A 13,180-nucleotide genomic window follows, 5' to 3' on the forward strand; every position below is an offset into this window, starting at 1 on the left:
GGGAAATCTCAGGTGAAGTTCGTAAAGTATTTATTGATTCTTGCAGTGTGTTGCATTTTGCTGGGAGCAGCCTCGATCTTCGGTTTGTATAAATTTATCGAGCCTCAGCTACCCGATGTTGCCACGCTCAAAGACGTGCGCTTGCAAACACCCATGCAGGTCTTCAGTGCCGAAGGCGATCTGATCGCCCAATACGGTGAGAAGCGCCGTATCCCGCTGAAACTGGGCCAGATCCCTCCGGAAATGGTGCATGCGTTTATCGCCACAGAAGACAGCCGTTTTTACGAGCATCACGGTGTGGATCCGATCGGTATTTTCCGTGCGGCGTCTGTCGCGCTGATGTCCGGTCACGCCTCACAGGGCGCGAGTACCATTACTCAGCAGCTGGCCCGTAACTTCTTCCTGAGCCCAGAACGCACGCTGACCCGTAAAATCAAGGAAGTATTTTTAGCCATCCGCATTGAACAGCTGATGACTAAAGATGAAATCCTCGAGCTGTACCTAAACAAGATTTATCTCGGTTACCGCGCCTATGGCGTGGGCGCTGCTGCGCAGGTGTATTTCGGGAAAGACGTGAGCCAGCTGACACTCAGCGAAATGGCCGTGATTGCCGGTCTGCCAAAAGCGCCGTCAACCTTTAACCCGCTCTATTCACACGACCGTTCTGTTGCACGTCGCAATACCGTACTGGCCCGTATGCTGGATGAAAAATACATCACGCAGGAGCAGTACGATCAGGCACGTGCAGAACCGGTTGTGGCGAACTATCACGCCCCACACATTGAGTTTTCTGCGCCGTACCTGACCGAAATGGTGCGCCAGGAGATGGTGAAACGTTATGGCGACAACGCTTATAACGATGGCTATGAGGTCTACACCACCATCACCAAGAAAACGCAGCTGGCAGCGCAGGAAGCCCTGCGTACTAACGTACTGAATTACGATATGCGCCATGGCTACCGCGGCCCGTCGAATCAGATGTGGAAAGTCGGTGAACCTGCGTGGGATGAAGACAAAATCGTTCAGTCGCTGAAAACGCTGCCGGTCTACGGGCCATTGTTCCCGGCGGTCATCACGTCAATCGACGATGCGCAGGCCACGGCAACCATGTCTAACCGTGCGGTGATCAGCCTGCCGTTTAGCACCATGCGCTGGGCGCGACCTTATCGTAATGACAACGCTCAGGGCCCGACGCCGAAAAAAGTGTCCGACGTGGTTCAGCCGGGCCAGCAGGTGTGGGTGCGTAAAGTGGGGGATGTCTGGTGGCTGGCACAGGTTCCTGATGTCAACTCCGCCATCGTTTCCCTGAATCAAAACGACGGCGCGATTGAAGCGCTGGTGGGTGGATTTGATTTCAACCAGAGCAAATTTAACCGCGCAAATCAGGCTGTCCGTCAGTTGGGTTCGAACATTAAACCGTTCCTGTACACCGCTGCGATGGATAAGGGGCTGACGCTCGCCACTATCCTCAATGACATGCCGATCACCCGCTGGGATGCGGGCGCAGGCCAGGACTGGCGTCCGAAGAACTCCCCACCAACCTACGTCGGCCCTATCCGCCTGCGTCAGGGGCTGGGAGAGTCTAAGAACGTGGTGATGGTGCGTGCGATGCGTGCGATGGGCGTAGATTACGCAGCAGAATATCTGCAGCGTTTCGGCTTCCCGGCCGCCAACATTGTGCATTCTGAATCACTGGCGCTCGGTTCTGCTTCGTTCACGCCATTACAGGTGGTGCGCGGTTATGCGACGTTAACCAACGGCGGTTATCTGGTGGATCCGTATTTCATCACCAAAATCTTGTCCGAGTCCGGCGAAGTTCTGTTTGAAGCTAAACCGAAAATCGCCTGCCGCACCTGTAATATTCCGGTGATTTATGGTGATACACAGAAATCGGCGGTGTTATCTGATGACAACGTGGAAAACGTTGCCACTTCAGTGAATAACAGCAATAACGCCGTGCCGACGCCGCAGCTTGAACAGGTGCCGCCTAATTCGCCACAGGTCGATGCACAGCAACAGTACGCGCCACATGTGATCAGTACGCCGCTGTCATTCCTCATCAGTGATGCGCTGAACTCCAACATCTTCGGCGAACCTGGCTGGATGGGCACAGGCTGGCGCGCAGGACGTGACCTGAAACGTCACGACATTGGCGGTAAAACCGGGACAACCAACAGCTCGAAAGATGCCTGGTTCTCCGGCTACGGTCCAAATGTAGTGACTTCAGTCTGGATTGGTTTTGACGATCACCGACGCGATCTGGGCCGTTCGACCGCTTCGGGTGTGATCCCGGATCAAATCTCCGGCGCTGAAGGCGGCGCGAAGAGTGCGCAACCGGCATGGGATGACTACATGAAAGCGGTGCTGGAAGGCGTACCTGAAGAGAAACAAACGCCGCCTCCGGGCATCGTGACGGTCACTATCGATAAGAGCACCGGCAAGTTGTCTGACGGCGGCGGTGGTAGCCGTCCGGAATACTTCATTGACGGAACGCAGCCGACGGAACATGCGGTGCATGAAGTCGGGACGACCATCATGGATAACGGTCAGGAACACGAACTGTTCTGATGCCTGAGCTGTAAAGCAAAAAAGCCGGTCTGCATAATGCATGACCGGCTTTTTTATTGGCGTTTTTTAGGCTCAAACGCCGCAAAGCCCATTGAGTCAGCGGGCGTTGCGGGTCAGGAAATCATGCGCCAGGAATAACGCGCTGACGTTGCGGGCTTCGCAAAAATCAGGCTGTTGCAGCAGTTCCATCATCCGCGAAATCGGCCAGCGGGTTTGCGGTAAAGGCTCCGGCTCATCACCTTCGAGACTTTTCGGATACAGCGCTTTCGCAATCACAATGTTCATACGGCTGGAGAAATAGGACGGCGCCATCGTCAGTTTTGCCAGTACGTCAAAATGACCGGCACCGTAACCGACTTCTTCCATCAGTTCACGGTTCGCCGCTTCCAGCACACTTTCTCCCGCATCGATAAGCCCTTTCGGAAAACCCAGCTCGTAGCTTTCGATACCGACGGCATATTCATGGATCAGCAGCAGATCGTCATCAATGATCGGCACGATCATCACCGCTTCGCGATCGGAAGGACGCATGCGTTCATAGACACGTTCGGCGCCATTGCTGAACGCCAGATCAACAGATTCGATGGTGAATAAACGCGAACGGGCTACGGTTTCCACCTTCAGGATTTTCGGTTTTTGCAGGTGTTGTGTCATTTCATCCCCAACTTATTATTCACCTGACTGCGGGTGTCGTAATGGGTTCATATGGGTTTCTGAATATTACTATCAGAAAACATTGTGCGTTAATGCAAGCCTGAATCGCAATCTTTACCGCGCATAAGTTCAGCGCAGACGGGTTTATTCACCGCCGAAGCTCGGATTTCACGCCTGATATCGTGCAAAAAAGACCCGTTGTTATGTTCGCGTCACAATTCTGCTGTAACAAAAACACGCACGATTCAAAATAGGATTATACCGATACCCATTAAAGTACAATTGCGGATATCCTTTAGCGTGGTATGTTTTGAAAAAAATTTGCGCATAAAAATCAGTCAAATAATGAAAATTCTGTCCGATATCAGGCCGCGCGTAAAAATGTGTATTGGGTTTATGTGTTTTTAAATTATGTATAATACTTTCACAGAGTTGACGTAAGTCACCCACGTCAGAACGGGGATAGGATGAGCACAGTAGTCGTGACACTGGTGTTGTTGTGTATCGCAATCATTGCCACTGGGAGTTTCTTTTGGTTTGCCTTGCGACGCCGCCAACGCGACGAGTCCGTGGTACATTTCCCCACCCCCAGCCAGCGAAAACTTTCGCAACAAGAGCGCGACGCCGTTGAACGGTATTTGCGACAAAGCGAAGGCCTGGGACAAACACCGATTACCCACCGTAATAACCTGATTATCCTGCGCGATAAACTCATCCTGACCACCAAAAGCGAAAACGTCTACAGCCTCAAGCGCGCGATTACCCGTTACGGGGTCGCCAGCGAAGAGACCAACAGCGGACGTTACTTCCTTGATACCACCGAAATTCACCTGCCGCCTTTCTGGGAGCAATACATTGCCCAGGAAAATCAGGTTGAGCTGATCAAAACGCAGTCTATGCCGCTGGTCATCTCCCTTAACGGGCATTCGCTGGTCGATCACGTCTATGAAGGCCCGGCGCCGGTTTCTACCGTGCTGCCTTCGCAGCCGCAAAATGCCTCGATCCGCCATGAAGAAAGTGAACATATCGAACTGGTAAAAGTGCGCCGTGAAACCCGTGAAGAGCACGCGCTTACCCGCTCCAGCGGCGTGAAAGAAGCGCTGGCCATCTCCGGCGTTTTATTGCTGCTGTTTATCACCCTGCTCAGCCCGGTGGTGTTCCTGCCATGGTTACTGACGCTGGCGGCGGTGCTTACCGCCTGGGTGGGCTGGCGGGTCGTCTCCGAACGTTTAGGTAAAAACCGCAAGGAAATCCATTGCCTGCGGGGATTACCTAAACGCTGGGGTCTTTTTGGTGAATCCAAACAAGGTGATATCAGCAATATTTCACTCGGTACGGTTGATCTGATTTATCCGCCGCACTGGCAGCCGTTTATTGGCCGTGACCTGGGTCAGCCGACAGATATCGAGCTGTACATGAACAGCCACGTGGTTCGTCAGGGCAGCTATTTGTCTTTGCACGACGAAGTGAAAAAATTCCCGTTGCAACTGTGGGGAAAGAATCTGGTGCTGGCGACCAGCGCTTTCCTGCTGCTGCTCATGCTGCTGGTGTACGTACCGCTCGGACTGCCGCTTAAACTCAGCATGGCATGGCTTCAGGGTGCGCAAAGTGCGCAGGTGAACAGCGTGCAGGATCTGGAAAAAACGGCACTGCGCGTCGGCGACACGCTGAAAGTTCAGGGCACGGGGATGTGCTATGTGGCGCCATCGGGCAGCCGCAGCGCATCGGGTTTCATGCCATTCGACTGTTCCGGTATTTACTGGAACAACGCCGCGCCGCTGCCGGTTCCGCAGTCAGAAATTATTGATGCCGCCACCGCACTGCAAACGACGGTCAACAATCAGATGCATCCGGGTGAAAATCTGGAGCAGAACATCAACCCGCAACTGGCGACCGCGATTGAAAAATCCGGCATGATCCTGCTCGACGATTTCGCCGATATCGTGCTGAAAACCGATGCGCTGTGCGGAAACAAATCAAACGAGTGTGTGCGCCTGAAAAATGCGCTGGTGAATCTGGGCAATTCAAATAACTGGAGCATGCTGGTAAAGCGTGCAAAAGCGGGAACATTGCAGGGAATCAACGTTCTGCTGCGACCGGTCAGCGCGCAATCATTGAGTGAACTGGTCAACAACGCCACGTCTTCTTTCTTCCTGCAGGAAACCCGCCGCGCCGCTGACAGCCTGAACAGCCCACCTCCCGGCGGATTCCTGATCAGCAATGACGAAGGCCGTCAGTTGGTCGAACAGCCGGTGCCGCCGGTCGGGTTATTCGGTAATCCGCCACAGGATCAGTGGAAACAGCTGCAAACCCTTTCCGCGATGTTGCTGCACACACCGTTCAGTGCGCAGGGTGTGATCACCAGCATCAGCATTGATGCCAACGGCACGCGTCACATTTCATTGCACAGTGAGCCCGATATCTCGACGCTGTGGCGCTATCTGGGCACCAGTGTCCTGCTGTTCTTGCTGCTTGGCGTGCTGCTGGTGAATACGGTGCTGTTTATTCGCCGCTTCATCAAAGACAAGCGCCGCATCGACGATATTGAACAGTATTACAACGCCAGCTTTCACCCGACATTGATGCCTGCCCCCACGCATACGCTGAACTGAATCCCAGGGTGGCTCTGCGCCGCCCTGAGAGAATATGGTATTCTGGCCCTTCCCTGCTTGCGTTTAACCTCTCCTGCCATGCTCCGGCACGCAGGACATGGAGTTTTCATGCCTCTTGATCTCGACTGGAACAATATCGATACCGTTTTACTGGATATGGACGGCACGCTGCTGGATCTGGCTTTCGACAGTCAGTTCTGGTTACAGGACGTGCCGGCTGCGCTCAGCCTGCAACGTGCAATCCCGCTGGAAAATGCCCGCCAGATCATTCATGAAGAATACCTGGCCGTTCAGCACACCATGAACTGGTATTGCTTTGATTACTGGAGCGAGAGGCTGGATCTGGACATCTATCAGATGACCACAAACATCGGCAAAAATGCGCGCTTACGCGAAGATACGGTGCCGTTCTTGCGTCATCTGCGGGCGAGCGGTCGCGAAACTATTTTGCTGACTAACGCGCATCCCCACAGTCTGTCAGTTAAAATTGAACACACCGGTTTGGATCAGCACCTTGATTTATTACTTTCCACCCACACATTTGGTTATCCAAAGGAAGATCAACGTTTGTGGGCTGCCGTGCAGCAGCAGACCGGTTTTAACCCCGGCAGAACCCTGTTTGTCGATGACGGGGAACCGATCCTGAATGCGGCAAAAACCTTTGGTATCCGCTATTGTCTGGGTATAGAAAATCCGGATTCGAGCGGGGCAAATAAGTCATTCCAGGGACACCCTTCCATCAATGACTACCGCGACCTGTTGCCTTCGATTCACCCCGTAACAGGCCCGGCTCAGTAGTTCCGGTACGTTTCAGGGGGAGAGATGAAAGGTAAAAAGGAAGAGGACGACAACGCAGTACGTCTCGATAAATGGCTGTGGGCGGCTCGTTTTTATAAGACCCGGGCACTGGCACGCGAGATGATTGACGGCGGCAAGGTGCATTACAACGGCCAGCGCGGGAAACCCAGCAAGCTGATGGAACTGAATGCCGAAATCACCCTGCGTCAGGGAAACGATGCAAAAACGATCATTGTGCTGGGGCTGACCACTCAGCGTCGCAGTGCGGAAGAAGCGCAAACGCTTTATCAGGAAACCGAGGCCAGCATTGCCAGCCGGGAGAAAATTTCTCAGGCGCGGAAGATGAATGCGATGCCCCATCCGGACCGACGTCCGGACAAAAAGGAACGCCGCAACCTGATCAAATTCAAATATGGCGATGCGGAATAAACACCGCCAAACAGAGAGAACGTTATGTCAAATCACGACCAGTTACACCGTTACCTGTTCAACCATCACGCTGTGCGCGGCGAACTGGTTTCACTCCATGAGACGTTCCGGCACATCGTAGCGGGTCACGACTACCCGGCTGAAGTCCGTAATTTACTGGGCGAAATGTTGGTCGCCACCAGCCTGCTGACGGCCACTCTGAAATTTGATGGCGATATCACCGTACAACTGCAGGGCGATGGCCCGCTGAAACTGGCGGTGATCAACGGCAATAACCGACAGGAATTGCGTGGCATTGCGCGTTTACAGGGTGACATCGCCGAAGGCAGCTCCCTGAAAGAGATGATTGGTAACGGCTACATGGTGATAACCATTTCTCCAAACGTGGGCGAACGTTACCAGGGCGTTGTCGGGCTGGAAGGTGAAAATCTGGCTGAGTGTCTGGAAAACTATTTCATGCAGTCTGAACAGTTGCCGACACGTATTTTCATCCGTACGGGCGAAGTCGAAGGTCAGCCCGCGGCTGGCGGCATGTTGTTGCAGGTTCTGCCCGCTGAAGAGACGGACGCGGAAGAGTTCAGCCATCTGTCACAGCTGACGACCACCATCAAAGCTGAAGAATTGCTGAATTTGCCGGCTAACGAAGTGCTTTATCGTCTGTATCATCAGGAAGAAGTCACTCTGTATGAACCGCAAGACGTATGTTTCCGCTGTACCTGTTCGCGTGAACGCTGCGCCGGTGCGCTGATGACGCTGCCAGATGAAGAGATCCTCGAAATGCTGGAAGAAGACGGCAAAATCGAGATGCACTGTGATTATTGCGGTTCAGACTATGAATTTGACGCCATGGACATGGCGACGCTGAAGGCGAGCGGCAATGTTATTTCGGGAAATGATAACGTTCATTAACCGTTAACTCATTAAACTAAAGGGACTTTCTGTTGAAAGTCCCTTTTTTATTGCTTCCTCATAACTTCATTGCACAATTTGTTAGTTTTCCATCACATTTCCAGAAGAAAATTCACATCTCCGGTTATTCTTTGAGAGCTATCGCTGTTTGACCGCCATAAATACCTACAATTACCGCTGGTTTATCCCTAAAGACGCTGACGCTTTAGGGGTTCTACGTTCAGGTAAGGAGCAGGGAAATGCCAACCACTCTCGGGATCAACGCCGAAACACTCGCCCGCTACGGGATCCATCAAAGCAGTCAAATCGTCTATAACCCTGATTACGAGACTCTTTTCAATGAGGAAACCGCACCGGGCCTTGAAGGCTTTGAGCGCGGACAGGTGACAGAACTGGGCGCAGTGAACGTCGATACCGGCATTTTCACCGGCCGTTCCCCAAAGGATAAATACATTGTCCGCGACGACACCACGCGCGATACCTTGTGGTGGGCAGATCAGGGCAAAGGCAAAAATGACAATAAACCGTTGTCGCCTGAAGTCTGGTCTTCGCTGAAAGCTTTAGTCAGCAAGCAATTGTCTGGAAAGCGTTTATTCATCATCGATGCCTTTTGCGGTGCAAACGCCGATTCCCGCCTGAAGGTGCGCTTTATTACTGAAGTCGCCTGGCAGGCTCACTTCGTCAAAAATATGTTTATTCGCCCGCAGGAGACTGAGCTGGAGAACTTCGAGCCTGACTTTATTGTCATGAACGGCGCGAAATGCACCAACCCGGACTGGCAGAAACAGGGCCTGAATTCTGAAAACTTCATCGCTTTTAATCTCACCGAGCGCATTCAGCTGATCGGCGGCTCGTGGTACGGCGGCGAGATGAAGAAAGGCATGTTCGCGGTGATGAATTACCTGTTGCCGTTGCAGGGCATAGCGTCAATGCACTGTTCCGCCAACGTCGGTGAACAAGGTGATGTGGCGGTCTTCTTTGGCCTTTCAGGCACAGGAAAAACCACATTGTCCACCGACCCGAAACGTCAGTTAATTGGTGACGATGAACACGGCTGGGACGATGACGGCGTGTTTAATTTCGAGGGAGGTTGTTACGCAAAAACCATCAAACTCAGCAAGGAGGCGGAGCCGGAAATTTTTGGTGCGATAAAACGCGATGCGTTACTGGAAAATGTCGTGGTTAGCGAAGACGGTAAGATCGACTTCGATGACAACAGCAAAACTGAAAACACCCGCGTTTCATACCCGATTTATCACATTCAGAATATCGTGCAGCCGGTGTCCAAAGCAGGTCACGCCAGCAAAGTGATTTTCCTGACCGCCGATGCCTTTGGCGTTTTACCTCCGGTATCCCGACTGACGGCTTCGCAGACGCAATACCATTTCCTGTCTGGTTTCACCGCCAAACTGGCGGGTACGGAGCGCGGCGTCAATGAGCCGACACCGACCTTCTCCGCCTGCTTTGGTGCCGCCTTTCTGATGCTGCACCCGACGCAATACTCCGAAGTGCTGGTCAGGCGCATGGAAGCGGTTGGGGCTCAGGCCTATCTGGTCAATACCGGCTGGAACGGCACCGGTAAGCGTATTTCGCTGAAAAACACCCGCGCCATTATCGACGCCATCCTCAATGGCACGATTGACGATGCAGAAACGTTTACGCTGCCGCTGTTTAATCTGGCCGTGCCGGTTGAGTTGCCGGGTGTCGATACGCACATTCTGGATCCGCGCAATACCTACGCCAGCCGTGAACAATGGCAGGAAAAAGCAGAGCATCTGGCCCGGTTATTTATTGATAACTTCGACAAATATACCGATACGCCTGCGGGTGCTGCATTGGTCAGCGCCGGGCCGACGCTTTAATCTGTCGATATTCACCTTTCAGGCGCGGGCTTCCGCGCCTTTTTTATTGCAACCGGCCCGGCGGCATTTCAGAATGACAGCAAAGCTGTCAGAGGAGCATCACATGGCGACTATTACCGTTCGTAATCTGGATGACGACGTGAAGGAACTGTTGCGTATCGCGGCAGCCAGAAAAGGCCATTCGATGGAAGAGGAAGTGCGTTTAATTCTGAAGCAGGCCTTAACGCCCGCCCAACCTGACTTCGGTTTGGGCAGCCAGCTCCGCCAGCGTTTTTCTACGCTGAGCATCGGGCCCCTCGAACTGCCATCCAAATGATTATTCTCAATACCGCCGTCATCCTGGAGATGATCAACCCCCGGCCGCAAAAGAACGTACTGCAATGGCTGGATGCGCAGGACACTACGCAGCTGTACCTGACCAGCCTGAGCGTCGCCGCACTTTTCTCCTGGGTTGAGAATTTGCCTGAGAACCAGCCGAAAGCCGCACTTTCGGAGGCTTTGCTGGAAATGCTGAATCAGGATTTCGCCGGTCGCCTGCTGTCATTTGATGCGGCCAGCGCACTGTATTACCCGCGAGTTTCAGCCTTATTAAAAGCGGCCAACAGGGATATGCCGGAGCCTGATATCCAGCTCGCCGCCGTTTGCCTCAATCATCAGGCGACTCTGGCAACGGATCATCCTGAGAGCTTTGCACTGGCAGGCGTGCAACTCGTGAATCCGTGGGACACAGCAGAGACACCGAGATGGCGGGAAGAAGCGGCAGAGTATTATGTGATGAGCAGGAAGAGCTGACAAAACCCTGGGATGCCGCAGCGGGACAAGTGATCGCCGATATGAAGAAACCGGGATGTTCTCAGCTGCTTTTTACAGCCCTGATGCCATTAAAGCGGGGGATTATTAAGGCCCCCGTTTAATCAGACAGGCTTCTGCTGAACCGCCACCGCTTTCAGCATCTCAACCGGTAACGGCAAATAAGCGCGAATGCGTAACCCGCCACGCTCACTTTTCCCGATATCCAGCGTCCCCGAATGCGCATCAATAATACGCTGGACGATGGCCAGCCCGAGCCCGGTTCCGCTGGTGGTGCGTGCGCTTTCCCCCCGCACAAACGGCTGGAACAGATGCTTGAGCTGATCAGGCGCAATGCCCGGACCGTCATCCTCAACCTGGAACCAGGCGCGCTGCAACTCACGACCGCTGCTGACTTTAATCCAGCCATCACCGTAGCGGGCGGCGTTAACCACCATATTCACCACCGCGCGCTTGATCGACAGCGGATGCGCATTTACCAGCAATTCACCTTCAGCCAGACCGGAATCGATTTCACGCTCATAGCCGCTTTCCGTGGCGATCACTTCACCCAAAATACCGTTGAGATCGGTGATTTCCGTCGGCATTTCCTGCCCGGTGCGCAGATAATCAATGAACTGCTCGATGATGGCATTGCACTCTTCGATGTCTTTATTGATCGACTCCGCGAGATAACCATCGCCGTCACTCATCATTTCCGTCGCTAAACGAATGCGGGTGAGCGGCGTGCGTAAATCATGGCTGACGCCCGCCATCAATAATGTGCGGTCATCGGCCAGCAGTTTCACACCGGCAGCCATCTGGTTAAAGGCACGGGTAACCGAACGGACTTCTGAAGCACCGTACTCGCGCAGCGGCGGAGGAATGATCCCCTTACCCACCTGCAACGCGGCATGTTCAAGTTCCACCAGGGGTCGGTTCTGAATGCGGATAAACAGCCATGCGCCGCCTATCGCCAGTAACATAATGGCAAGCGTATAACGGAACAGCGGGGAAAAATCACCCTGATGAATTTCAGTCAGAGGTACGCGCACCCAGATATCCGGCGACAGCCAGGTTTTCAGCCACACGACCGGCGTGTTTTGGTTCACTTCAACACGCACGTCAGTCGGGCCACCGAGTTGCTGGGCCATCTGCTGACTGAGGAATTCGTAATGTTGCGCCCAGCGCAGGCCACTCTCCTCTGCCGCAGAGTTGGTATAAAGAGAGATGCCCAGTTCACGATAAATCTCGCGACGAAACGCCGGTGGTACGGCCAGCAACGTGCCATCTTCCAGCTGCAGCCGATCGGTCATCAGCATACGCACTTCGTAGGCCAAAACCTTATTGAACTGTTGCAGGCTCGGTAAGATGGCGAAGTTCAAGACCACCAGATAAGTCGTCACCAGGCTGACGAACAGCAAGGTGACGATGAGTAACAGTGTTCGGGCAAACGAGCTACGCGGTGAAAAGCGTATTCGTCTCATGCCTTACTGCCGTCCGGCACGAAGACATAGCCCAGACCCCAGACGGTCTGGATATAACGTGGATGCGCCGGATCTTCTTCTACCATTCGACGCAGACGCGAAATCTGCACGTCGATAGAACGCTCCATTGCACTGTATTCACGACCACGCGCAAGATTCATCAGCTTGTCGCGGGACAGCGGTTCACGCGGATGGCTCACCAGCGCTTTCAGCACGGCAAATTCACCGCTGGTCAGCGGCATAGGCTCATCTTCACGGAACATTTCGCGGGTGCCGAGATTCAGTTTGAATTTACCGAAGGAGATCACCGCTTCTTCCTGAGAAGGGGCACCCGGCAGTTCATTGGCCTGACGGCGCAATACGGCACGAATACGGGCCAGCAGTTCACGCGGGTTAAACGGCTTAGGAATGTAGTCGTCGGCACCAATTTCCAGCCCCACGATGCGGTCAACTTCTTCGCCTTTCGCGGTGACCATAATGATGGGCATCGGATTACTTTGGCTGCGCAGGCGGCGGCAGATAGACAAACCGTCTTCGCCCGGCAACATCAAATCCAGCACCATCAGGTGGAAGGACTCACGGGTCAGCAGGCGGTCCATTTGTTCAGCATTGGCAACGCTACGCACCTGGAAGCCCTGTTCAGTCAGATAACGCTCCAAAAGTGCGCGCAGACGCATGTCGTCATCGACCACCAGAATCTTGTGATTTTCTTGCATGTAACTCTCCCAAAGGCGTGAATGCCTGAAGCGTGTATTGTTAGAAAAATCAGCCAAAACAGACAGTGTTTAATGGTATATATTCTAGCCGAAATTGTAACAATGAATACGGATTTCCTAATTTATCAACAATATCAGAGGAATCTTCCGCTACCAACGCCTGCTTTGTTACGGTTTGTCCCGCCCTCCAAAACCCGTTCCCGACTTCTGCTGTACTTTATCTGACCTGTCTGACCGATTCCCAGACGGCATCCTTGCGGGGTAAGAGTAAAAAGTGGCTCATTGCCGGTAAAAAAATCCCTCTTAAATTAATTTGAGATGAAATTAAACAGAAATCTTAATGAGTCCTTTTATAG

Annotated in this window: 11 protein-coding genes; 8 read left to right on the top strand and 3 right to left on the bottom strand. The window is 53.2% G+C overall.

Annotated features, from left to right (window positions below):
* The first annotated feature begins 12 nt into the window (after positions 1-12).
* A complete protein-coding gene (gene mrcA, locus J1779_RS04455) occupies positions 13-2,568 on the top strand; it encodes a peptidoglycan glycosyltransferase/peptidoglycan DD-transpeptidase MrcA (protein ID WP_217202952.1) in 2,556 nt (851 codons plus the stop codon).
* 96 nt (positions 2,569-2,664) lie between these two features.
* Here mrcA and nudE read toward each other — a convergent pair whose 3' ends face one another.
* The gene (gene nudE, locus J1779_RS04460) at positions 2,665-3,222 is read right to left on the bottom strand and encodes an ADP compounds hydrolase NudE (protein WP_056775361.1); all 558 of its coding nucleotides are present in this window, start codon (positions 3,220-3,222) and stop codon (positions 2,665-2,667) included.
* Positions 3,223-3,689: 467 nt separating this feature from the next.
* On the opposite strand from nudE, the gene J1779_RS04465 reads away from it, so the two are divergent.
* The 7 genes from J1779_RS04465 to J1779_RS04495 all read left to right on the top strand — a co-directional run bounded on the left by J1779_RS04465 (position 3,690) and on the right by J1779_RS04495 (position 10,624).
* Positions 3,690-5,834 carry an intracellular growth attenuator family protein gene (locus J1779_RS04465; RefSeq protein ID WP_183849722.1) on the top strand — a complete coding sequence of 715 codons (2,145 nt, stop codon included), beginning with the start codon at positions 3,690-3,692 and terminating at the stop codon, positions 5,832-5,834.
* A 108-nt stretch (positions 5,835-5,942) separates the two neighbouring features.
* Entirely contained in the window at positions 5,943-6,632 is a 690-nt protein-coding gene (gene yrfG, locus J1779_RS04470) for a GMP/IMP nucleotidase (protein WP_217202953.1), read from the top strand.
* A 24-nt stretch (positions 6,633-6,656) separates the two neighbouring features.
* Positions 6,657-7,061, top strand: a complete 405-nt coding sequence (hslR, locus tag J1779_RS04475) for a ribosome-associated heat shock protein Hsp15 (RefSeq protein ID WP_122097296.1) — start codon at positions 6,657-6,659, stop codon at positions 7,059-7,061.
* A 24-nt stretch (positions 7,062-7,085) separates the two neighbouring features.
* The gene (gene hslO, locus J1779_RS04480; RefSeq protein WP_056775370.1) at positions 7,086-7,970 is read left to right on the top strand and encodes an Hsp33 family molecular chaperone HslO; all 885 of its coding nucleotides are present in this window, start codon (positions 7,086-7,088) and stop codon (positions 7,968-7,970) included.
* Positions 7,971-8,209: 239 nt separating this feature from the next.
* Positions 8,210-9,832 (top strand): phosphoenolpyruvate carboxykinase (ATP), encoded by a 1,623-nt coding sequence (gene pckA / locus J1779_RS04485; RefSeq protein ID WP_217202954.1) that lies wholly within the window; start codon positions 8,210-8,212, stop codon positions 9,830-9,832.
* A gap of 103 nt (positions 9,833-9,935) precedes the next feature.
* Positions 9,936-10,148 (top strand): FitA-like ribbon-helix-helix domain-containing protein, encoded by a 213-nt coding sequence (locus J1779_RS04490; RefSeq protein ID WP_056775379.1) that lies wholly within the window; start codon positions 9,936-9,938, stop codon positions 10,146-10,148.
* The gene (locus J1779_RS04495) at positions 10,145-10,624 is read left to right on the top strand and encodes a PIN domain-containing protein (RefSeq protein ID WP_217202955.1); all 480 of its coding nucleotides are present in this window, start codon (positions 10,145-10,147) and stop codon (positions 10,622-10,624) included. Before J1779_RS04490 ends, J1779_RS04495 begins: the two co-directional genes overlap by 4 nt.
* A gap of 122 nt (positions 10,625-10,746) precedes the next feature.
* On the opposite strand, the gene envZ is transcribed toward J1779_RS04495, so the two are convergent.
* Positions 10,747-12,108, bottom strand: a complete 1,362-nt coding sequence (envZ, locus tag J1779_RS04500) for a two-component system sensor histidine kinase EnvZ (protein ID WP_056775384.1) — start codon at positions 12,106-12,108, stop codon at positions 10,747-10,749.
* Positions 12,105-12,824, bottom strand: a complete 720-nt coding sequence (gene ompR / locus J1779_RS04505) for an osmolarity response regulator transcription factor OmpR (RefSeq protein ID WP_009635740.1) — start codon at positions 12,822-12,824, stop codon at positions 12,105-12,107. The genes envZ and ompR overlap by 4 nt, the downstream gene beginning before the upstream one ends.
* Between the last annotated feature and the right edge of the window lie 356 nt (positions 12,825-13,180).

Origin of the sequence: Rahnella rivi (assembly GCF_019049655.1) — a bacterium.
Classification (GTDB): domain Bacteria; phylum Pseudomonadota; class Gammaproteobacteria; order Enterobacterales; family Enterobacteriaceae; genus Rahnella; species Rahnella rivi.